General features: G+C 70.1%; 19 protein-coding genes. 6 read left to right on the top strand and 13 right to left on the bottom strand.

Annotated elements, in window-relative coordinates; all coding sequences use genetic code 11:
- Positions 1–54 precede the first annotated feature (54 nt).
- The 5 genes from OHB13_RS19840 to OHB13_RS19820 form a co-directional block, all read right to left on the bottom strand.
- Positions 55–858: an aldose epimerase family protein gene (locus OHB13_RS19840; RefSeq protein WP_328377991.1), complete on the bottom strand. Its 804-nt coding sequence runs from the start codon at positions 856–858 to the stop codon at positions 55–57.
- Between the two features lie 31 nt (positions 859–889).
- The gene (locus OHB13_RS19835) at positions 890–1,855 is read right to left on the bottom strand and encodes a carbon monoxide dehydrogenase (RefSeq protein WP_328377990.1); all 966 of its coding nucleotides are present in this window, start codon (positions 1,853–1,855) and stop codon (positions 890–892) included.
- A gap of 119 nt (positions 1,856–1,974) precedes the next feature.
- Positions 1,975–3,528, bottom strand: a complete 1,554-nt coding sequence (locus tag OHB13_RS19830) for a polyamine aminopropyltransferase (protein WP_328377989.1) — start codon at positions 3,526–3,528, stop codon at positions 1,975–1,977.
- Between the two features lie 54 nt (positions 3,529–3,582).
- Positions 3,583–4,101, bottom strand: a complete 519-nt coding sequence (locus OHB13_RS19825) for a DUF2617 family protein (protein ID WP_266854956.1) — start codon at positions 4,099–4,101, stop codon at positions 3,583–3,585.
- Between the two features lie 541 nt (positions 4,102–4,642).
- Complete coding sequence (locus OHB13_RS19820; protein ID WP_328377988.1) at positions 4,643–4,945, bottom strand: hypothetical protein; 303 nt, start codon at positions 4,943–4,945, stop codon at positions 4,643–4,645.
- 141 nt (positions 4,946–5,086) lie between these two features.
- Between OHB13_RS19820 and OHB13_RS19815 the strand changes: the two genes are divergently transcribed.
- Positions 5,087–6,292 carry a pyridoxal phosphate-dependent aminotransferase gene (locus tag OHB13_RS19815; RefSeq protein ID WP_443062958.1) on the top strand — a complete coding sequence of 402 codons (1,206 nt, stop codon included), beginning with the start codon at positions 5,087–5,089 and terminating at the stop codon, positions 6,290–6,292.
- Positions 6,293–6,591: 299 nt separating this feature from the next.
- Positions 6,592–7,656 carry a hypothetical protein gene (locus tag OHB13_RS19810; protein ID WP_328377986.1) on the top strand — a complete coding sequence of 355 codons (1,065 nt, stop codon included), beginning with the start codon at positions 6,592–6,594 and terminating at the stop codon, positions 7,654–7,656.
- Positions 7,657–7,704: 48 nt separating this feature from the next.
- Here the strand turns inward: OHB13_RS19810 and OHB13_RS19805 are convergent, their stop codons facing one another.
- Both OHB13_RS19805 and clpB read right to left on the bottom strand, forming a co-directional pair.
- Entirely contained in the window at positions 7,705–8,241 is a 537-nt protein-coding gene (locus OHB13_RS19805) for a YbjN domain-containing protein (RefSeq protein WP_266854961.1), read from the bottom strand.
- Positions 8,242–8,532: 291 nt separating this feature from the next.
- Positions 8,533–11,133: an ATP-dependent chaperone ClpB gene (clpB, locus tag OHB13_RS19800; protein ID WP_266854962.1), complete on the bottom strand. Its 2,601-nt coding sequence runs from the start codon at positions 11,131–11,133 to the stop codon at positions 8,533–8,535.
- A gap of 265 nt (positions 11,134–11,398) precedes the next feature.
- Here clpB and OHB13_RS19795 point away from each other — a divergent pair, with 265 nt between their 5' ends.
- Entirely contained in the window at positions 11,399–11,803 is a 405-nt protein-coding gene (locus OHB13_RS19795; RefSeq protein WP_328377985.1) for a pyridoxamine 5'-phosphate oxidase family protein, read from the top strand.
- Between the two features lie 112 nt (positions 11,804–11,915).
- Here the strand turns inward: OHB13_RS19795 and OHB13_RS19790 are convergent, their stop codons facing one another.
- Positions 11,916–12,245, bottom strand: a complete 330-nt coding sequence (locus OHB13_RS19790; RefSeq protein WP_266854966.1) for a (2Fe-2S)-binding protein — start codon at positions 12,243–12,245, stop codon at positions 11,916–11,918.
- 348 nt (positions 12,246–12,593) lie between these two features.
- On the opposite strand from OHB13_RS19790, the gene OHB13_RS19785 reads away from it, so the two are divergent.
- Positions 12,594–13,556: a helix-turn-helix transcriptional regulator gene (locus tag OHB13_RS19785; protein WP_401604767.1), complete on the top strand. Its 963-nt coding sequence runs from the start codon at positions 12,594–12,596 to the stop codon at positions 13,554–13,556.
- A 228-nt stretch (positions 13,557–13,784) separates the two neighbouring features.
- Positions 13,785–14,768 carry a helix-turn-helix transcriptional regulator gene (locus OHB13_RS19780; RefSeq protein WP_328377983.1) on the top strand — a complete coding sequence of 328 codons (984 nt, stop codon included), beginning with the start codon at positions 13,785–13,787 and terminating at the stop codon, positions 14,766–14,768.
- A gap of 53 nt (positions 14,769–14,821) precedes the next feature.
- Here the strand turns inward: OHB13_RS19780 and OHB13_RS19775 are convergent, their stop codons facing one another.
- From OHB13_RS19775 to dnaK, 4 genes are all read right to left on the bottom strand, one after another.
- On the bottom strand, positions 14,822–15,289 hold the full coding sequence (locus tag OHB13_RS19775; protein WP_266854971.1) for a heat shock protein transcriptional repressor HspR: 468 nt from the start codon (positions 15,287–15,289) through the stop codon (positions 14,822–14,824).
- A 1-nt stretch (position 15,290) separates the two neighbouring features.
- Positions 15,291–16,481: a molecular chaperone DnaJ gene (dnaJ, locus tag OHB13_RS19770; protein ID WP_266854973.1), complete on the bottom strand. Its 1,191-nt coding sequence runs from the start codon at positions 16,479–16,481 to the stop codon at positions 15,291–15,293.
- A 71-nt stretch (positions 16,482–16,552) separates the two neighbouring features.
- Positions 16,553–17,218, bottom strand: a complete 666-nt coding sequence (grpE, locus tag OHB13_RS19765) for a nucleotide exchange factor GrpE (RefSeq protein WP_328377982.1) — start codon at positions 17,216–17,218, stop codon at positions 16,553–16,555.
- The gene (gene dnaK / locus OHB13_RS19760; RefSeq protein ID WP_266854977.1) at positions 17,215–19,077 is read right to left on the bottom strand and encodes a molecular chaperone DnaK; all 1,863 of its coding nucleotides are present in this window, start codon (positions 19,075–19,077) and stop codon (positions 17,215–17,217) included. The genes grpE and dnaK overlap by 4 nt, the downstream gene beginning before the upstream one ends.
- A 424-nt stretch (positions 19,078–19,501) precedes the next feature.
- Here dnaK and OHB13_RS19755 point away from each other — a divergent pair, with 424 nt between their 5' ends.
- Positions 19,502–19,789, top strand: a complete 288-nt coding sequence (locus OHB13_RS19755) for a chaplin (protein ID WP_328377981.1) — start codon at positions 19,502–19,504, stop codon at positions 19,787–19,789.
- Positions 19,790–19,930: 141 nt separating this feature from the next.
- On the opposite strand, the gene OHB13_RS19750 is transcribed toward OHB13_RS19755, so the two are convergent.
- Complete coding sequence (locus OHB13_RS19750) at positions 19,931–20,791, bottom strand: tyrosinase family protein (RefSeq protein ID WP_266854981.1); 861 nt, start codon at positions 20,789–20,791, stop codon at positions 19,931–19,933.
- Between the last annotated feature and the right edge of the window lie 15 nt (positions 20,792–20,806).

Raw genomic sequence — 20,806 nt, 5'->3', positions numbered from 1 at the left:
TAATTGCGACGGCGGGCAGTGCCTCGCGGTGGCTCGGGGGCAGCCGGGCGGGGCTCAGAGGCGGCGCCAGCTCCAGGTCGTCGTGATCTCCAGCGGGTCGAGGGCCGTCACCAGGCGGGGCAGCGTGTTCAGACCGTTCGGCGGGCCGGACTGGGGCTCGACGCAGACCGCTTCCGCCTGCTCGTCGTAGATCACGACCCACTCGTCGCGGCTGTGGACCTTCAGCTCCAGCTGCTCGGGCCAGGTGAGCGTCACATCCACACCGTCCGGCATCCCGAAGCAGTCGTCCCAGGGGCCGGGGAGAGGGTCGATCCGCTTGCCCGTGGGCAGGTGGTCGTCGCCGCGCTCCTCCTGCCAGCCGGGCTGGAAGTCGACCTGCGCATCACCACCGGCGCCCAGGTTCCGGTTGAACCAGGGGTGCCAGCCCGCCTGCGCCGGGAACGAGTCGCCGTAGGTCTCCACACCGAGGGTGAGGGTCAGGGCGGACTCGGTCAGTTCGAAGGACTGGGTGACCCGGCCGGGGTACGGCCAGGGGTCGGCCAGCTCGTAGGTGAACACGGCCACAGCGGTTCCGTCGTTGCTGCCGGGGCGGGAGCGCTGCCAGGCCGTGTTGCGGCCGGTGCCGTGGATGGCGTGCGGCGGGGAGTTCAGCGGCAGCTGGTGCGGGATGCCGCCGCTGCTGAACCGGCCGTTCCCGGTACGGCCGCACCAGGGCACCATCGGGAAGCAGCCGAACTTGTCCCCCTGGCGCAGCAGTTCGGTGCCGCCGATGCGGAGGCTGCGGATACGGCACCCGTTCTCGGGGCTCACGGTCAACTCGACGTCGCCGGCGGCGAGCCGGACCTCTTCGCTACTCACACCCCGACCCTAACGACCCCGGCCGCCCGGTTCAGCGTCGGCGCCGCAGTGCCCGGCCCACTACGACCGCCGATGCCAGCGCCAGTGCCGCCGCGGGGGCCGCCCAGCGCAGGGTCGCTCCCGCCGTGCTCGACGACGGGGCCGGTACCGGGGCGTAGCGACCGCGCGGCGGGGCGTGGTCGACCTCCTCCGCGCTGCGGCCGATCATCGTGCGACGGGCGTGTGCGGCCTCCACGGGCGGGTCGCCCGCCGGGGTGAAGCCCGCTTCGGACACCGGGTCCAGCGACGGCGGCGGCACCTCCGCGTCGAACACCGATGCCCCGGCCTCGTCCCCGGAATCGCCGGTCGCGGACGGCCGCTCGTCAGGCGCGGGGGCCGTATCCGGCACCGCGTCCGCGTCCACGTCCGCATCCGGTCCCTGGTCCGCGCCCTGCGGCCCGTCCTGCGCCCCGGACTGAGCCTGAGCCTCGGCCTCGGCGCGTACGCGGTCCCCGAACCGGTCCAGCAGGCGGCGTGCGGCCGTCAGCACCGCGTCGGGGGCAAGGTGCGCCAGCCGGCCATCGGTCGCCTGAACCGTTCCCGTGCACCTCAGGGTCGTACCCGTACGGCCACCCGAATCCGCACCGCCGGCCGCATCCGCACCCTCATCGGCATCCGCATCCGCACCAGCACCAGCACCAGCACCAGCACCAGCACCAGCCAGGCTCAGCCTCAGTGAGAGCTTCACCGAGCCCGGTCCGCGGGCTTCCGTGCCCTCGCCGTCGACCTCGTAGTCACCGTCGCGCTCGGCGATGCGCACGGTGCCGCGGTAGGTGATCGTGTGCCCGTCGATCCGGACCTTGAGCCGGCCCGCGAGCGCGCCCTCCCGGCTGTCACCACTGTCCGTACGGTCGGCGTCCTGTTGGAGCCCCGGTACGCAGCGGGCCACACGGGCGGGGTCCGCCAGGACCCGTCGGACGGACTCTGCCGGAACCGGAACGAACACCTCATGCTCCATGGAAGTCGAGCCTACTCAGCCACGGCCGACTCGTCTGCCTTTCGGTCCCCGCCGGTACAGACCGGCCCCGGCCGGTGCGCCCGGCACCGCCGCCACCCCGTTCACCGCCCGTACCGCGTTCACCGCCCGTACCGCGGATGCACCAGTGTCGACGGCGGCACACCCGGGGGCCGGCCCGGCACACGTGACCAGGTGCCCGCAGCAGCCGGTCCCAGCCGCGGATCCCTGCGGGCCGCCAGGACGAAGCCCCAGTCGCTGGGTGTCTGCCCGGTGCCCTTCGCCCGGTCGGGGCCCGCGGCGAAGCCCGCACCACGGCCCGACGCCCGGTACGGGAGCGCCCGCAGACCGGCCGCCCGCACCGTCGCGTCGACCGTCCAGAAGCTGCCGGGACGCGTGCCGACCGGACCCGCGTGGACGGCCAGCCGGCCGCCTGGGGCCAGCACCCGGGACACCAGTCCGTAGAACTCCTCCGAGTAGAGCTTGGTGCTCGCGGTGATGCCGGGATCGGGCAGATCCGCGACGACCACGTCGTACTTCGGCCTCGACGACCGCAGCCAGTTGAAGGCGTCGCCCGTGATCACCCGCAGCCGCGGATCGCGGTACGCGTGCCCGTTGAGCGCGGCGAGCCCGGGATCGGTGCGGGCGAGCCGTTCGACGCCGGGGTCCAGCTCAACCAGCGTCACCGACGCCACACCCCGGTGCCGCAGCACCTCACGGGCCGCGAGGCCGTCGCCGCCGCCCAGGATCAGTACGTTCCGGTGCGGGCCGCGCATCGCGGGGTCGACCAGCGCCCGGTGGTACTGCCGCTCGTCCGCGCCGTCGACCCGGAGCCGGCCGTCCAGAAAGAGGTCCAGGGTGCCGTGCGCGGACCGGGTCAGGACGATCTCCTGGACGCGGGTCTGCTCGGCGACCCGCACCTGCGCCCCGTACACCGCCCGCCGCGCCGCCAGTTCGAAGTCGCCCACCAGCGCCGTCGCCGTGGCCAGCACGGCGAGCACCAGCACGTTCACCAGGATCAGCCACCCGCGGGCGCGCCTCGTCAGATCGTGCCTGAAGAGCCACAGCACCAGTGCCCCGCCTGCCACGGCGTTGACCGTGCCGGTGAGCAGCGCCCCGGTGAGCTGGCCGAGCAGGGGCAGGAGCAGGAACGGGAAGGCGAGACCGCCGACCAGCGCGCCCACGTAGTCCGCCGCGAACAGGTCGGCCACGGCGCCGCCCGCGTCCTGTCGCGACACCCGCTGGATCAGCGTCATCAGCAACGGGATCTCGGCGCCCATCAGCACACCGATCGCCAGTGAGAACCCGACCAGGGCATACCGCGAACCGCCGCCGCCCGCCCAGGCGAACGACGCGTACAGCACGAGCGCCGAACCGCCGCCGGTCAGCGCGAGTGCCGCCTCGACCAGCCCGAAGCCCACGGCGGCGCGGACCCGCAGCCGTTTGGCGAGGAGCGAGCCGATCCCCATCGCGAAGACCATGACGGACAGCACGACGGACGCCTGGGTGACGGAGTCCCCGATCAAGTACGAGGCGAGCGCCACCAGTTCGAGCTCGTACACCAGTCCGCAGGCGGCGCAGACGAAGACCGTGGCGAGCACCAGCAGCCTGCCGGTCCTCGGGCGTACGGAGAGCCGCGCGTCCTGGGCTTCGGGGGGCGCGGACTGGTCGATCACGCGACGAACGCTACGTTACGCACCGCACGCAACCTGTAACCCACGAGGGGGCGATCAGGCTTCGACGGGGATACGCACCCCAACGCGTGTACGGGTCACCACGAGTTGCCCCTCCTGTGGGTACGCATGCCAGGTGCGCCAGTGCACCTGGCCCTCGTGCCGCTGCGCGAGCATCGCGGTGAAGGCGTGCGGCGAGCCGGGGAACGTACCGGCGATGCCGTTCGGATGGTCGGCGACCAGCGCGAGCAACTCCTGTGCGCGCCCAGCGAAAGAACAGGCCGAGAGCGTCTCGACGCAGGCCGCGAACTCGTACCCCCAGTCGCCGACGCGCTCCGCGATGCCGAGCGGTAAAGGGGTGCTGCTGCCCGGAATGCAGGCGACGGTCTCGGAACAATGGCCGCCCTCCTCCTCCAGAAGCACCTGATGGGAGGCGCCGAGGAGCCTCATCTGGAGCTTGGCGCCGCCGAGTTCGAGATCGAGGACCGCGAGCGCGGGCAGCGGTTCGCGGCCCAGCGCCCAGGCCAGATCGGCGGCACGGGTGTCGGTGTAGGCGGTACTGAGGGTCGTGAGCATGGGTGGGCTCCGCAACACACAATCGGCAGATGGACGGGGTTCTCCCCGGAGCAGGTGTCAGGGAAAGAGACGCCGGCATGGGCCACGGTCAGGTCTCAGGTCCGAGGACTGCTTCTTCTCACATGGAGGGAATCACGAAGTACGCGACGCTCACAGTGTTTTTACCCAACTTGACGGGGTTTCCATCCCCTCGGGGGCTCCGCTGTTCATACGTTCAACAAACCGGTGGTGAGGGGGATACGGGTGAGCGGCGAGGTGAGTCGCGGGGCGAGCTGTACGGCCTGCCGCCGAGCGGCTGGGCGACCGCTCCGGCCGGGTGGAGGCACGGGGGCACAGCGGCGGAGCGAGAAAGCTCAAGCAGAGGGCATTCACGCAGCGGGCTCTCAAACAGCGGGCGCCCGCCGGGGATTGACTCGACGGGCGCCCGTGGACGCCGGCCTCAGAACGGAGTTGAAGGGCCCGCGTCCGGAGACTGCCGCGGAACAGGACGCGGAATAGGCCGCGGAATAGGCCGCGGAACAGGCCGCGGAGTTACCCGGCGTCAGCTGGAGCCGCAGCCGCCACCGCCGCCGCCGCACGACGAACCGCCCCCGCACGACGACCCGCCGCCGCAGGACGAGTGGCCGCCCCCGCCGCAGGAGTGGTGCCCACCGGAATGCCCGCCCGAGTGGTGACCGCTCGAACCGCTGTCCCCGGCCCACCAGCTGCCGCCCGCCGTACCGCCCGCGGTACCGCCCACGGCGGACGACCGGCCTCGGCCGCCACGGCGCCCGCCGCGCTTCCGGTCTGCGGACACCAGCGCGACCAGCACGATCACCACCACCGCCACGATGAAAAAGCCCACGGCCCTCACCTCTCATCCGTCCGGCGGAGCGGGGTCCCCCGTCGGTCCCCGCCCGGCTGCCGGACTTCTCGTGTGACAGGCCAATCCCCGGTACGCGCGGCCTCAAGCAGGAGTTGAGGAAGTCCAGAGGTTCGGCGCAGGATGGCCGCCATGACCACTACGCGAAGCTCCACGGGCCAGGTCGGCGGACGGCCGCTGCTCAACCGAAGGCTGGACGGACTCGGCACGACGATCTTCGCGGAGATGTCGGCGCTGGCCACGGCCACCGGCTCGATCAACCTGGGGCAGGGTTTCCCGGACACCGACGGCCCGGAGGAGGTCCGCGAGGCGGCGGTCCGGGCGCTGCGCGACGGCCGGGGCAATCAGTACCCACAGGGCCCGGGCATCCCGGAACTCCGCTCGGCGATCGCCGACCACCAGCGCCGCTTCTACGGCATCGGCTTCGACCCCGACACGGAGGTGCTGGTCACCGCGGGCGCCACGGAGGCCATCGCCGCATCGATGCTCGCCCTGCTGGAGCCGGGCGACGAGGTCATCGCGTTCGAGCCGTTCTACGACTCGTACGCCGCCTGTATCGCCATGGCGGGCGCCGTCCGCGTACCGCTGACCCTCCGCGCCCCGGACTTCCGCCCCGACCTCGACGCGCTGCGCGACGCCATCACGCCCCGCACCCGGCTGCTGCTGCTCAACTCGCCGCACAACCCCACCGGGATGGTCCTCACCGCCGATGAGCGGGGCGCCATCGCCGCACTCGCCATCGAACACGACCTGCTCGTGGTCACCGACGAGGTGTACGAGCACCTTGTCTACGAAGGGACGCACAGCCCCATCGCGGCGCTGCCCGGGATGCGCGAGCGCACGGTGTCCATCTCGTCGGCGGGCAAGACGTACGCGTTCACGGGCTGGAAGGTCGGCTGGGTCACCGGCTCCCCGGCCCTCGTCGCGGCGGTCCGCACGGCGAAGCAGTTTCTGACCTATGTGAGCGCCGGGCCGTTCCAGTACGCCGTCGCCGAGGCCCTGCGGCTCCCGGACAGCTACTTCACCACCCTGCGGACCGATCTGCTGCGCAAGCGCGACCTGCTCGACGCGGGCCTGCGCGCCGCCGGATTCACCGTGTACGAGCCGCAGGGCACGTACTTCATCACCACCGACATCGCCCCGTTCGGCGAGAAGGACGCGCTCGCCTTCTGCCGGGCGCTGCCGGAGCGCTGCGGTGTGGTGGCGGTGCCGAGTTCGGTGTTCTACGACGACCCGGAGGCGGGGCGCAGCCAGGTGCGCTTCACGTTCTGCAAGCGGGACGAGGTGCTCCGGGACGCGAGCGAACGGCTGCGCCGGCTGAGCGGCTGATCCGGCTGGGCGGCTGACCCGGTCGGCCGACCCCGGTCGCGCGGGCGCCCGGTGGCGCGGAGAGTCGGAAGGACCGACCGACTCAGCGCGCACCCCGGAGGTGCCCCCTGTCCGCCGACTCGGAAGCGTCCGACGGGGAAGCCACCGACGCCGGGCCCACCGAAGCCAGCCCCGCAGCTCCCACCGCGGCCGTCTCCGAAGCTGTCTCCGCGGCTCTCTCCGCACCGGCCGAGAAGCCCCTCCCCGGGGGCGCCGCTCTGCTGCGCCGGGCCGCCCCGGCCGTCGCGCTCTTCCTCGCCGTGCGGCTCGCCGGGGTCGCGGTGCTGGCGCTCTGGGCCGCGTACGAGGGGCGGGACCCGGTGGCGCTGCTCGGGGACTCCTGGGACTCCCGCTGGTACAGCTCGATCGCCGCGCACGGCTACGGCCGCACGGTCCTCGGGCCGAACGGGCGGGTCTTCAGCGACCTGGCCTTCTTCCCGCTGTACCCCGGGCTCGTGGCGGCCGTCTCCGCCGTGCTGCGGATCACCGGCGGCGGCGCCGGGCTGCTGGTCTCCTGGGCCTCGGCCGTGGTGGCTGCCTGCGGGATCCACGCGGTGGGCGAGCGGCTGTACGGGCGCCGGGTGGCGGCTCTGCTGGTGCTGCTGTGGGCGGTGCTGCCGCACTCCGTCGTGCTGTCCATGGCGTACACCGAGCCACTGCTCACGGCGTTCGCCGCCTGGTCGCTCTACGCGCTGCTGACCCGGCGGTGGCTGTGGGCCGCGGCGCTGGCTGTCGGCGCGGGGCTCACCCGGCCCAACGGGTACGCGGTCGCGGCGGCGGTGTGCGCTGCCGCGCTGTACGAGATGGTCCGGGGGCGCGGCTGCGGGAGGGTCCGCGCCGCGGCGGTGATCGCACCGCTCGGCTGGGCCGGGTACGTCCTGTGGGCCGGGGCGCGCACCGGCCATCTGCTCGGCGGGTACTTCACCGTGCAGGACGGCTGGGGATCGCGGTTCGACTTCGGCGCCGGATGGGGGCCGCTCCTGGGGCAGATCGCGCTGGGGACGCGGCCGCCGGCGGTCCTGGTCAGCGTGGTGCTCGTGGGGGCCGCCCTGGTGCTCTTCGTACGGCTCCTGCGGGACCGCTCCAGGCCGCCCCTGCCGGTGCTCGTGTACACGGGCGCGCTGCTGCTGGTGGTCCTGGGCGCCGGCGGGTTCTTCGAGTGCAGACCGCGCTTTCTGCTGCCCGCCTTCCCGCTGCTGCTGCCGGTCGCACGGTCGATGGCGAAAGCCCGGCCCGGAACCGTGATCGTGGTGATCTCGATCCTGGCCGGGCTTTCGCTCGGCTACGGCGCCTATCTCCTGACGGACGCGGACGTACCGCTCTGAGCACCGTCGCAGGCACCGTCGCAGGCGCAGGCCTTGCCGGCGCTCCGCTCAGGCGTTGTCGCCGGGCTCGTCGTCGCCCTTGCCGGACTCCAGGTCCTGCTCAAGACCGAGCTGGTCGACGAGCCACTTGTCGAACTCGATCGAGGCGCGGACCCAGCTGACCGTGGACGACACGAAGTGCTCCAGGGCCACGCCGGTGCCGATGAGCATCTGCGCCTCACCGATGAGCCGGACGCTGCCGTCGTCGTGGGTGTGCGTGTAGACCTTGGGCCACAGCGTGCGGCGGTTCCAGTCGTCGATCAGCTCCAGGAGCTGGACCTTCTCCTCGATGCCGTGCGGGCGGTCGTAGAACGTCCGCACCGAGAAGACCTGCTGGTCGTCCTCACCGCGGAACATGAAGTACGTACGGAATTCCTCCCACGGCGCGGCGAGGTCGCCCTCGTCGTCCAGGACGTACTTCAGCTCCATCTGCTCAAGGAGCTGCTTGACCAGATCCTGGTCGGGAACGACGGGGCCCGCCGGTCCTGAATCCTGCGGATCGGGCTGGCCCCCGAAGTTCGGAATGGAGGACGGGTCGATGGTCATCTTTGAATTGCCCTTCGTACGAGTTCCGCCATCCTCTCCCATAGCGGGCGGGGCGTGGCAAGCCCCGCCGGGTCTTATCCGCCAGGGGCGGACAGGTTTGCCCGATCTTGGGTGTCCGGCCGCGCCGTACGGCCGGTGGTGGCGGTTCGTGTCCGCGAACGGGAACGGGTAACAGGAACGGGTAACAGGAACGGGTAACAGGAACGGGTAACAGGAACGGGTAACAGGAACGGGCCCGTCACCCCCGGGGGACCCCGGAGGGGTGACGGGCCCGTCACCCAGCCGTTCGCCCTACTCCGCACGCCCCACGATCAGCCCGTCGCCGACCCGGTCGACCCGGACCGTGTCGCCGTCGGTGACCTCGCCCGCGAGGATCTCCTTCGCGAGCCGGTCGCCGATCGCCGTCTGGATCAGCCGGCGCAGCGGCCGGGCGCCGTACGCCGGGTCGTTGCCCTCTTCGGCCAGCCAGGCCAGCGCGCCGGGGGTGACGTCCAGGGTCAGCCGCCGGTCGGCGAGGCGCGCGGCCAGGCGGTCGATCTGGAGGCCCGCGATGTGCGCCAGCTCGTCCCCCGACAGCGCCGAGAAGACCACCAGGTCGTCGAGGCGGTTGAGGAACTCGGGCTTGAAGGAGGCCCGTACGACGTCGAGGACCTGCTTCTTCTTCTCCTCGGGCTTGGTCAGCGGGTCGACCAGATACTGGCTGCCCAGGTTCGAGGTCAGGATCAGGATGGTGTTGCGGAAGTCCACCGTGCGGCCCTGACCGTCGGTGAGGCGTCCGTCGTCCAGGACCTGGAGCAGCACGTCGAAGACCTCGGGGTGAGCCTTCTCCACCTCGTCGAGCAGCACCACGCTGTACGGGCGCCGGCGCACCGCCTCGGTGAGCTGGCCGCCCTCCTCGTACCCCACATAGCCGGGTGGCGCGCCGACCAGACGGGCCACCGAGTGCTTCTCGCCGTACTCGCTCATGTCGATGCGGACCATGGCCCGCTCGTCGTCGAAGAGGAAGTCGGCGAGCGCCTTGGCCAGCTCGGTCTTGCCGACGCCGGTCGGGCCCAGGAAGAGGAACGAGCCGGTGGGCCGGTCGGGGTCGGCGATGCCTGCGCGGGTGCGGCGTACGGCGTCGGAGACGGCAGCGACGGCTTCGGTCTGGCCGATCAGGCGCCGGCCCAGCTCGTCCTCCATGCGCAGCAGCTTCTGCGTCTCGCCCTCCAGAAGACGGCCCGCCGGGATACCGGTCCAGGAGCCGACCACATCGGCGATGTCGTCGGAGCCGACCTCCTCCTTGACCATGGTGCTCTTCGTGTCGGCGGTCTTGGCGGCCTCCTCCTCGGCCGCGGTGGCCTCCTCCAGCTCCTGCTCCAGGCCGGGGATCTCCCCGTAGAGCAGCTTGGACGCGGTGTCGAAGTCACCGTCGCGCTGGGCACGCTCGGCCTGGCCGCGGAGCCCGTCGATGCGCTCCTTCAGCTCACCGACGCGGTTGAGGCCCTCCTTCTCCTTCTCCCAGCGTGCGGTGAGTCCGCGCAGCTCCTCCTCGCGGTCGGCGAGGTCGCGGCGCAGCTTCTCCAGGCGCTGCTTGGACGCGGCGTCGGACTCGTTCTTGAGGGCCAGCTCCTCCATCCGCAGCCGGTCGACGGAGCGCTGGAGCTCGTCGATCTCGACGGGGGACGAGTCGATCTCCATCCGCAGCCGGGACGCGGCCTCGTCCACCAGGTCGATGGCCTTGTCGGGCAGGAAGCGGGACGTGATGTAGCGGTCGGAGAGGGTCGCGGCGGCGACCAGGGCCGCGTCCGCGATCTGGACCTTGTGATGGGCCTCGTACCGGCCCTTGAGCCCGCGCAGGATCGCGATGGTGTCCTCGACCGACGGCTCGGCGACCAGCACCTGCTGGAAGCGCCGCTCCAGGGCGGCGTCCTTCTCGATGCGCTCCCGGTACTCGTCCAGGGTCGTCGCGCCGACCATGCGCAGCTCGCCGCGGGCCAGCATCGGCTTGAGCATGTTGCCCGCGTCCATCGCGGAGTCGCCGCCCGCGCCCGCGCCGACGACGGTGTGCAGCTCGTCGATGAAGGTGATGACCTGGCCGTCGCTCTCCTTGATCTCGGCCAGGACGGACTTCAGCCGCTCCTCGAACTCGCCGCGGTACTTGGCACCGGCGACCATCGCACCCAGGTCGAGCGAGATCAGCCGCTTGTTCCGGAGGCTCTCCGGCACATCGCCCTTGATGATCCGCTGGGCGAGGCCCTCCACGACGGCCGTCTTGCCGACGCCGGGCTCGCCGATGAGCACCGGGTTGTTCTTGGTGCGCCGGGACAGCACCTGCACCACCCGGCGGATCTCGTGGTCCCGCCCGATGACCGGGTCGAGCTTGCCGTCACGCGCTGCGGCCGTGAAGTCCGTACCGAACTTCTCCAGCGCCTTGTACTGACCCTCGGGGTCGGGTGTGGTCACCCGGCGCCCTCCCCTGCTCGTCTCGAACGCTTCCAGCAGTTCCTTTGCACCGGCGCCCTGCTGCGTCAGCAGCTCGCCGGCGTGGCCGCCCTTGGCGGCGATCCCGATGAGCAGATGCTCGGTCGAGATGTACTCGTCCCCCAGTTCCTTGGCCCGCTTCGAGGCATCTGCGATGACGGCGAGCACCTCGCGGTCCGGCTGCGGGGGTGCGACCGTCGACCCGGTCACGCTGGGCAGCCCGCCGAGCAGCCGCTCGGCCCCGGACCTGATGACCGCCTGGTCCGCCTCGACAGCCGCCAGCAGGTCGACGACGTTCTCGTTGTCCTGCCCCTCCAGCAGGGCGAGCAGCAGATGTACGGGGGTCAGGTCCGGGTTGCCGTCGGACACGGCGCGGCTGTTCGCCGCGGTGATCGCGTCCCGGCTCTTGTTGGTCAGCTCGGCGTCCACGTGTGCGCTCTCCTCCTCGCGGGGCGGGTCCGTCCCTGCAGTGACTCGGTGCGATGCCTGTGTGGTCCGTGTGGCGTGTGTGGCGTGTGTGGCCTGCGTGCCGCGACCCGGCGCAGCGACTCAGCCTGCCTAGACTCAGGCACCGTACATAAAGTTGAGTCTAAGCCACTCAACATACATTTGACAGGGCCGCCACCCCCTGACCGACAGGATCTCTGCCACACCGGGGGCGGCCGGGGTCCGGGGGCCGGATAGGTTCGCGCCCATGGCCATTGACCCACGGAACCCCGATCCGCCCTACCTCAGCTTCTGGCGCGAATTCCATCGCTGCACCTTGACGACCCCGCGCCCGGACGGTTCACCGCATCTGGTGCCGGTCGGCGTGACGTGGGAACCGGAGGCCGGGATCGCCAGGGTCATCGCCAACAAGAAGTCACGGAAGGTCGCCAACATCCTGGCCGCGGGGCCCGAGGGCGCGCGGGTCGCGGTCTGCCAGGTGGCGCCGGGTCGCTGGGCGACGCTGGAGGGGCGCGCGAGGATCCGTACGGAGCCGGACGCAGTCGCCGACGCGGTACGGCGCTACGCGGAGCGCTACGGGCGCACGCCGACCGAGAACCCGGACCGGGTCCTGATCGAGATCACCGTCGAGCGGGCGATGGGCCGCGCCTGACCGGCGGCGGAACCTCACGCGCGCAGCACAGCGGCGCCACCGTGTTCAGGTCACGGTGGCGCCGCTGTGTGGGGGAAGCACCTGAGCGATCTGTTACGCCGGGGGAATCGCGTCAGGCACTGCGGGGGATAGCTGTGGTCGGCTCGACGTCGAACAACTGGTGGTCACGCCGGTCGAGGTTCACGAACACCATGCCGTAGCGAACGGCACAGCGAACAGGCTGTGGGGCGCCCCGGGGCTTGCGCAGGCACCGGTAGGCGCGGACGTCACCATCGTCACCGTCGTCCTCGCGTACGACGAGGATCGGCTCACCGAACAGGGTGACCATCAACGAATCACCACGGTGCGGAATCGCCGTGACGAGGTCGATGAAATGCCACCCGGAGCGGTAAGCGACAGCCATCTCGCGCTGGAAGACTCTGTCGTCCGGTGGGACGGTCATGCGCTTACCGATGCCGAAGTGCTGCCCCAGCCGAGGTCGAGCGGGGCGGCCACATGCATGCTGCCCCAGCCGAGATCCCCCGGCGTGGCAGCAGCCTGCGCGCTCCCCCACCCAAGATCTGCAGCACTTACTGCACCAAAAAGCACAGTTGCGGAGAAGACTGCCGCAAGCACCGAGCGAAGCATCTTTTTCTTCATAGTGGGCTTCGTCCTCACTTGATGTGTTCCTCTCCCCCGCGTTCCTAGACGATGGCTCATCCAGGCACGTCAACGCCACAGGGACGATGCATCATGTTCCTGCACATTCATGTTCCTGGGGGGTGGAGAATTGACCACAAGCTACGCAAACATGACACATCCTCACGCCATTACCGAACTTTGCGACGAGGGTGCGCGGCTTTACGCCAGCGCGCTGAGCCTCGGCAAGATCCCGCGCAGTGAGGTGGGCCCCGCCCCGTGTCTACTGGAGTTCGCGCTGCTCCACCCCGACCCCGACGACGCGGGCTGGCTCCGCCCGGTACCGCCGTCGGCCGCGCTCACACAGCGCCTCCACCCGATCGAGCGGGAGATCCAGGACCGTAGACGACGGTCGGTGGAACTGACCGACACTTTCGAGCCGTTCATGACCATCAGCGCGCAGAACCCGCCCCCCACTCACGCCATCACCGTGCTGGAGGGGTTCGGAAGGATCAACGCGGCGCTCGATCTGGCCACCGCGGCGTGCCAGACGGAAGTGCTGACGATCCAGCCGGGGGGCGCCCGCAGCGAGCACGAACTCACTCAGGCCCTGGAGCGCGGCAGGCCCCTGCTCGACCGCGGCGTCAGTATGCGCACGCTGTATCAGCACACGGTCAGGCACAGCCGCGGCACGCTGGCGTACGTGGACCTCGTCGCCGACGGGAAGGTGGAGATCCGCACGCTCGAAGAGCTCATAGAGCGCTTGATGATCTTCGACCACACCGTGGCGTTCATCCCGGCCACCGACGACCGCCAGATCGCACTGGAGCTGCGCCACCCGGGAATGGTCGAGTACCTCGTCAAGGTCTTCGAGCAGTTCTGGAGACGTGGCGTGCCTCTGCAGGAGCAGATCCCGTACCACTCCAACCCCGAGGGGATATCGGGTGTCCGGCTGTCCATCGCCCAGTTGCTCGTCGAGGGGCACGTCGACGAGGCCATCGCCCGCCGGCTCGGTATGAACGTCCGCACCTGTCGCGCGCACATAGCGAAACTCAGCTCGACACTCGGCAGCAACAGCAGGGCCCAACTCGGCTACCTGATCGCGCAGTCCGGCATCCTGGAGCAGGGAAGCTGACCTCCGGCGCAGCGCGAACGGACCGTTCCGCGTCTGGCCACGCCGCCCCGGTGCATCCGTCACAAGCAATGATTTTGGTGTGCCAACGGCGGAACGACCACCCTCAACTTGCTGCTCTGCAGCTTGATGAGGGGGGGGTGCGCGGCCTCTGTCGCCGGGCTACCGTCGAGATCCGGAAGGTTGCCCGCAGTCCTCACCGAGCACCCGGAACTCAGAGACGGAGCAGAAGTGACGGCGCCACAGCACACACATGGCGTGGAGGAGCTGTGCGAGCCCGGCAACCGGATATACGCGGAAGCCCTGAAGCAGCGATGCATCAGGCGCGAGGCCGCAGGTGCGGCCCCGTGCCTCATCGACCTGGGACTCCTGCACCCGGATCCGGACGACATGGAGCGCCTCCTGCCCACGCCTCCCTCGCTGGCTCTCCACGCGCTGCTCCGCGATATCGAGTCGGAGATCCACACGCGCCGTTCGCGCGAGGTGAGGATCGCGGAGACCCTGGAGCGGTTCATCGCACTCGACACCCCGCGTCCACCGGAGGACTCGCCCGGAATCGTGGTGCTGGAAGGCTTCCCGCGCATCAACACCGCGATCGACCGTGCCACCAACGAATGCCGCACGGAAATGATGTGTGTCCAGCCAGGACCGCGCAGCGAGTACGCCCTGAGCACCGCTCTGCCCAGGGATCTCGCGCTGCGCGAACGCGGAGCCCACATGCGCACCCTCTACCAACGGTCCTCGCTGCACAGCCCGGGACTGCGTGACTACCTGAAGCAGATGGGCGATTCCATAGAGATCCGCAGCCTGGACGACATCCCCGAGCGCCTGATCATCGTCGATCGCTCGGTCGCGTTCATCCCCGCCAGCGCGGACCGCACCACCGCCCTGGAACTGCGCCACCCCGCACTGGTCGAATACCTCGCCACCGTCTTCGAACGGTTCTGGCGCCAGGGGATCCCCCTGCACGAACCTGCCCCACCCGTACCGGCCGAGGCAGGGATCTCCGAGCGCCAGTACGCCGTCGCCCGGCTCCTCAGCGAAGGACACCCCGACGAAGCCGTCGCCAAACGGCTCGGGATCAGCGTCCGCACCTGCCGCACCCACATCGCACACCTCTCCACCGTGCTCGGCACCACGAACCGGGTGCAACTGGGCGTCCGCATCGCACAGTCCGGGATGCTCGACAGCCACAACCGCCGTGAACACGCCTGAGGGCCGCCACCCCTCCGGGTAGCGGCCCTCGGACCTCACTCACACGAACTGCCCTACTCCGGCGACCGCTTCGGCTTCGGTCGCCAGACCACCAGTGCGCTGGTCTGCTGCATGTCCTGGTACGGGACCAGGTCGCGCCGGTACGAGGCGTGGACCTGTGCCTCGCGCTGCTGCATGGCCACCGCCGCGCCGTCCACCGCCGCCGAGAGTTCGGCGACCCTGGACTGGAGCGCGGCGACCTGGTGCTCCAGCTCGATGATGCGCTTGATGCCCGCGAGGTTGATGCCCTCGTCCTGGGACAGCTGCTGCACCGTACGGAGCAGTTCGATGTCCTGGGCCGAGTACCGCCGGCCCCGGCCGGCCGTCCGGCCCGGTGAGACCAGGCCGAGACGGTCGTACTGGCGCAGGGTCTGCGGGTGCAGGCCGGAGAGCTGAGCGGCGACCGAGATGACGTACACGGGGGTCTCGTCGGTCAGTTCGTAACCCATGGCAGGGTCACGTCGTCCTCGGCGGCCATTCATCTCAAGCTCCCTTCACGGCCTGGAAAAGCTCCGCGCGCGGGTCCTGCCCCGCGGTCGCTTCGCGGTACGTCTCCAGCGACTCACGTGCCTTGTCGCTGAGATCCGCCGGTACGGCGACCTCGACGGTGACCAGCAGGTCCCCCCGGGTGCCGTCCTTGCGTACGGCACCCTTGCCCCGGGCCCGCATCGTACGGCCGTTGGGCGTACCCGCGGGCAGTTTCAGCGTGACCGGGGGGCCGCCGAGCGTCGGTACCTTGACCTCGCCGCCGAGTGCCGCCTCCGTGAAGGTGACGGGCACGGTGAGCGTGAGGTTGTCGCCCCTGCGGCCGAAGACCGGGTGGGCGTCGACATGGACGATCACATAGAGGTCACCGGCCGGGCCGCCCTGCTCGCCCGGGGTGCCCTTGCCGCGCAGCCTGATCCGCTGGCCGTCGGAGACGCCCGCCGGGATCCTTACCTGCATGGTCCGGGAGGACTTCGCCCGCCCGGAACCCTTGCAGACCTCGCAGGGGTTCTCGGCGATGAGCCCACGGCCCTTGCAGTCCACGCAGGGGTCGGTCAGTGAGAAGCCGCCGCCGCTGCCGCGCGACACCTGGCCGGTGCCGACGCAGGTCGGGCAGACCCGGGGGGTGCCGTTCTTGTCGCCGGTACCCGAACAGGCCTTGCACGGCGCCTGGCTGGACATCCGCAGCGGGACCGTGGCCCCGTCGACCGCCTCGGTGAAGCTGAGCGTCACCTCGGACTCGATGTCCTGGCCGCGGCGCGGCTGGGTGCGGGTGGTACCGGGACCGCCCCGGTTGAACAGCCCGCCGAACACGTCCCCGAGTCCGCCGCCGAAACCGCCCGCGCCGCCCGGCTGCCCCGCTCCCCCGCCCGGGGTGCCTCCGAAGAGGTCCCCCAGGTCGAAGTTGAAGGAGCCGCCGCCGGCGCCGGGCCCTGGCCGGTAGCCGCCGTTGCCGAAGAGAGCACGCGCTTCGTCGTACTCCTTGCGCTTCTTGGGGTCGCCGAGGACGTCGTTCGCCTCGGAGACCTCCTTGAACCGCTCTTCGGCTTTGGCGTCACTCTTGTTGGCGTCCGGGTGCAGCTCGCGGGCGAGCTTCCGGTACGCCTTCTTGATCTCGGCCTCGGTGGCGTCCTTCGGGACGCCGAGAACCTTGTAGTAGTCCTTCTCGACGAAGTCCTTGGTGCTCATCCCCGACGTCCCTCCTTCCGGTCGCTACTGATACTGATGCCAGCCCCTACTGATGTCAGCCTTCACTGATGTCAGCCCTCGTCCGGGCCACCGCTGTCCTCGTCCGGCGCGTCGTCCTTGGACTGCGCGCCCGGCTGGGGCTCGGCCACCGCGACCCGTGCGGGACGGATGGTGCGCTCGCCGAACCGGTACCCCGGCTGCAGGATCGCCACGCACGTGTCCTCGGTGATGTCCGGCGCGTACGAGTGCATCAGGGCCTCGTGGATCGTCGGGTCGAAGGGCTCGCCCTCCTTGCCGAACTGCTGGAGGCCCATCTTCGCCGCGACCGTCTCCAGCGACTCGGCCACCGACTTGAAGCCGCCGACCAGCTCGCCGTGCTCCCGGGCGCGACCGATGTCGTCGAGGGTCGGGAGGAGTTCGGACAGGAGGTTCGCGATGGCGACCTCCTTGACCTGGACCCGGTCCCGCTCCACCCGGCGGCGGTAGTTCTGGTACTCCGCCTGGAGCCGCTGGAGGTCCCCGGTGCGCTCACTGAGCGCGGTACGGACCTGGTCCAGCTGGGCGGTGAGAGCTGTTTCCTGACTGTTCTGACCGCTGCTCTGTGCGTCCCCTGCCGGGGCCGCCGGCTCCGACTCCTTCCCGGAGTCGGGCCCGGCGGCCTTCGACGCGGCGTCTTCGGAGGTCGCGCCGGAGGGGACGTCGGGCTCCTCCTCGAAGCCCGGAGTCTCCTCCGTCATGCGGCGCCTCCCTGACGGCCGTCCTTCTCGTCGTCCACGATCTCGGCGTCGACCACGTCGTCAGGAGCATCGGTGGCCTGCTCCGTACCCTCGGCACCCGGCGCACCGCCTGCGGCAGCGGCGCCCTCGGCGTTCGCGTACATCGCCTGGCCGAGCTTCTGCGAGACCGCGGCGACCTTCTCGGTGGCCGTACGGATCTCGGCGGTGTCCTCACCCTTGAGCTTCTCCTTCAGCTCGGTGAGGGCCTCCTCGACCTCGGTCTTGACGTCGCCCGGGACCTTGTCCTCGTTGTCCTTGAGGAACTTCTCGGTCTGGTAGACGAGCTGCTCGCCCTGGTTGCGCGACTCGGCGGCCTCGCGGCGCTTGTGGTCCTCGTCCGCGTACTGCTCGGCCTCTTCGCGCATCCGGTTGACCTCGTCCTTCGGCAGCGAGGAGCCACCGGTGACGGTCATCTTCTGCTCCTTGCCGGTGCCGAGGTCCTTGGCAGCGACGTGCATGATGCCGTTGGCGTCGATGTCGAAGGCGACCTCGATCTGCGGCACACCGCGCGGGGCCGGCGGCAGACCGGTCAGCTCGAACATCCCGAGCTTCTTGTTGTACGCCGCGATCTCGCGCTCGCCCTGGTAGACCTGGATCTGCACGGACGGCTGGTTGTCCTCGGCCGTCGTGAAGATCTCGGAACGCTTGGTCGGGATCGTGGTGTTGCGCTCGATGAGCTTCGTCATGATCCCTCCCTTGGTCTCGATACCGAGGGACAGCGGCGTCACGTCGAGGAGCAGGACGTCCTTGACCTCGCCCTTGAGGACACCGGCCTGGAGCGAGGCGCCGATCGCGACGACCTCGTCCGGGTTCACACCCTTGTTGGCGTCCTGGCCACCGGTGAGCTCCTTGACGAGCTCCGCGACGGCCGGCATACGGGTCGAGCCACCGACGAGAACGACGTGGTCGATCTCGGAGAGCTGGATGCCCGCGTCCTTGATGACGTTGTGGAAGGGGCTCTTGCAGCGGTCCAGCAGATCGGCGGTGAGCTGCTGGAACTGCGAGCGCGTGAGCTTCTCGTCCAGGTGCAGCGGGCCCTCGGCCGACGCCGTGATGTACGGCAGGTTGATCGTGGTCTCGGTCGAGGACGACAGCTCGATCTTCGCCTTCTCCGCGGCCTCGCGGAGACGCTGGAGAGCCATCTTGTCCTTGGCCAGGTCCACGCCGTGACCGTTGGCGAACTGCTTCACCAGGTAGTCGACGACGCGCTGGTCCCAGTCGTCACCACCGAGGTGGTTGTCACCGTTGGTGGCCTTGACCTCGACCACGCCGTCACCGATCTCCAGGAGCGACACGTCGAAGGTGCCGCCGCCGAGGTCGAAGACGAGGATGGTCTGGTCGTCCTTGTCGAGCCCGTACGCCAGAGCGGCGGCCGTCGGCTCGTTGACGATGCGCAGGACGTTCAGGCCCGCGATCTCGCCGGCCTCCTTCGTCGCCTGGCGCTCGGAGTCGTTGAAGTACGCCGGGACAGTGATCACCGCGTCGGTGACCTTCTCCCCCAGGTACGACTCGGCGTCACGCTTCAGCTTCTGCAGGATGAAGGCGCTCATCTGCTGCGGGTTGAAGCTCTTGCCGTCCAGGTCGATCTTCCAGTCGGTGCCCATGTGGCGCTTGACCGACCGGATGGTCCTGTCGACGTTCGTGACTGCCTGGCGCTTGGCGACCTCGCCGACGAGCACCTCGCCGTTCTTGGCGAAGGCGACGACGGACGGCGTGGTCCTGGCGCCTTCGGCGTTGGTGATGACGGTGGGCTCGCCGCCTTCGAGAACGCTGACGACGGAGTTAGTCGTGCCCAGGTCGATGCCGACCGCACGTGCCATGGTGAATCCTCCAGCTGACTACTTGAGTGGAACTGGCTCAAGAGTGCACGACAGATCCCGCGGAGTCAACCGACCTGAGCCGAGGGCGCTCAACTTTTATCCCGGTCTTATGCGCAACGCAGGAAAAGCCCTGGTGGGAGTGGGTGCGGCCGGGTCCGGCCGGGGCTCACAGGGGCCCAGCGCGGGAAGCGTGGCGCCGCAGAATGCCACGGCAGATGCCACGAATGAGCCTATCGCCCCGAATAGGTCATCGCCCGGCGCGATTCCGCTTCCGCGGGAACCGCCGGCCCTTCGCCCGAACCCCGGTGACTTTGATCGTGATCCGTTACCGCCGGTGCGCTGCGGCGTTGAACGACACGTCAGACCGTGAAATCGCTGCGGCTGACCCTGAATGTTCCTGTTCCAATGTTCCAAGGAGAACGCAATGTCGCGTATCGCGAAGGCCGCTGCCGTACTCGCGGGCACCGGCGCCGTCCTGGCCGGCTCCGCCGGTCTGGCCGCCGCCGACGCCGGAGCCCACGGTGCCGCTGTCGGCTCCCCGGGTGTCATCTCCGGCAACCAGGTCCAGGTCCCGGTGCACATCCCGGTGAACCTCTGCGGCAACACCGTCAACGTCATCGGTCTGCTGAACCCGGCGTTCGGCAACACCTGCGTCAACGCCGACCGCGGCCACGACCACGGTGGCTACGGCCACGACGGCTACGGCAACTGAGAGACCGGCCCACCGGTCCGACCCAGCTGAAACGGCGAGAGGCAGCGCCTCCCGCGACCTGCGGCCATCCCCTCCGAGGGGATGGCCGCAGCCGTGTCCGCAGGGCCCGCGTGTCCGCAGGGTCCCGGCTGTACCGCTGTCTCAGGCGTACCGGTAGAGCGACGCATGGCTCAGCAGCGACGACGGCTTGACGCCCCACGGCTCCATCGGCTCGTCCAGGCTGAAGATCCGGCCGCTCTGCGGATCGTTCGGGGAGAGCTTCCTGGCGGGGACGAACCCGGCGTGCGGATGCGCCTTCTGCCAGCGGTCCCACACCAGGTCGCAGAAGGAGTGGTGCAGCCAGAAGACCGGGTCGTTGGGCGAGGTCGCGGTGTTCATCGCGCCGCCCACCCAGCGGTGCACCAGGTTGTGGTTGCGCCAGGGCGGGCCGTTGCCGACCGACCAGCCCTCGAAGGTGTTGCGGAACCCGTTCGGCACGGTGGAGTCCCACGGGGCCGCGTCGTACAGCGGCTCCCTCATCGCGCGGGCCAGATCGGCCCGGCTCGGCAGCGAAACGGGGCGGGCGGGGCGGCCGAAGTTGCGGGTCAGGAACCGGTTGTCGGTCACGCCGACAGTGACCTCCCAATTCCCTTCGCGGTACGCGAAGGGCCCGGTCATCACCTGCTCGTCCGACCTCCTGCCGTCGCCGCCGAGGAAGTCGTCTCCCCAGAGCCCGGCAGCCGGGGTGTTGTCGACCGTCCAGTCCCAGTAGGGCACGGTGACACTGGGGTCGACCGCCTGGAGGGCGCGCTCGAATTCCAGCACGAAGCGCCGGTGCCAGGGGAAGAAGGTGGGCGCCATGTGGGCGACCCGCTTCCCCCGCGAACCGTCCGGCACGTAGTACTCGCCGTGCGTGCGGACGAAGTCGTCGTACTGGCCGGAGCGCTTGACCTCCAGGACGGCGGAGACGAACCGCCTCTTCTCGGTGGCCGTGAGGTCCTTCTGGTTCTTGCGGGTGTACACGAGTCAGGAACCTCC

The organism is Streptomyces sp. NBC_00440 (assembly GCF_036014215.1).
Taxonomy (GTDB): domain Bacteria; phylum Actinomycetota; class Actinomycetes; order Streptomycetales; family Streptomycetaceae; genus Streptomyces.
This window is presented reverse-complemented; position numbering and strand designations above follow the sequence as displayed.

Excerpts from the sequence above, each read along its gene's own strand:
- OHB13_RS19835 (WP_328377990.1), bottom strand. The coding sequence starts at position 1,855 with ATGGAGCATGAGGTGTTCGTTCCGGTTCCGGCAGAGTCCGTCCGACGG.
- OHB13_RS19825 (WP_266854956.1), bottom strand. The coding sequence starts at position 4,101 with ATGCTCACGACCCTCAGTACCGCCTACACCGACACCCGTGCCGCCGAT.
- OHB13_RS19815 (WP_443062958.1), top strand. The coding sequence starts at position 5,087 with ATGGCCGCCATGACCACTACGCGAAGCTCCACGGGCCAGGTCGGCGGA.
- OHB13_RS19805 (WP_266854961.1), bottom strand. The coding sequence starts at position 8,241 with ATGACCATCGACCCGTCCTCCATTCCGAACTTCGGGGGCCAGCCCGAT.
- OHB13_RS19795 (WP_328377985.1), top strand. The coding sequence starts at position 11,399 with ATGGCCATTGACCCACGGAACCCCGATCCGCCCTACCTCAGCTTCTGG.
- OHB13_RS19790 (WP_266854966.1), bottom strand. The coding sequence starts at position 12,245 with ATGACCGTCCCACCGGACGACAGAGTCTTCCAGCGCGAGATGGCTGTC.
- OHB13_RS19785 (WP_401604767.1), top strand. The coding sequence starts at position 12,594 with ATGACACATCCTCACGCCATTACCGAACTTTGCGACGAGGGTGCGCGG.
- OHB13_RS19775 (WP_266854971.1), bottom strand. The coding sequence starts at position 15,289 with ATGAATGGCCGCCGAGGACGACGTGACCCTGCCATGGGTTACGAACTG.
- dnaJ (WP_266854973.1), bottom strand. The coding sequence starts at position 16,481 with ATGAGCACCAAGGACTTCGTCGAGAAGGACTACTACAAGGTTCTCGGC.
- grpE (WP_328377982.1), bottom strand. The coding sequence starts at position 17,218 with ATGACGGAGGAGACTCCGGGCTTCGAGGAGGAGCCCGACGTCCCCTCC.
- dnaK (WP_266854977.1), bottom strand. The coding sequence starts at position 19,077 with ATGGCACGTGCGGTCGGCATCGACCTGGGCACGACTAACTCCGTCGTC.
- OHB13_RS19755 (WP_328377981.1), top strand. The coding sequence starts at position 19,502 with ATGTCGCGTATCGCGAAGGCCGCTGCCGTACTCGCGGGCACCGGCGCC.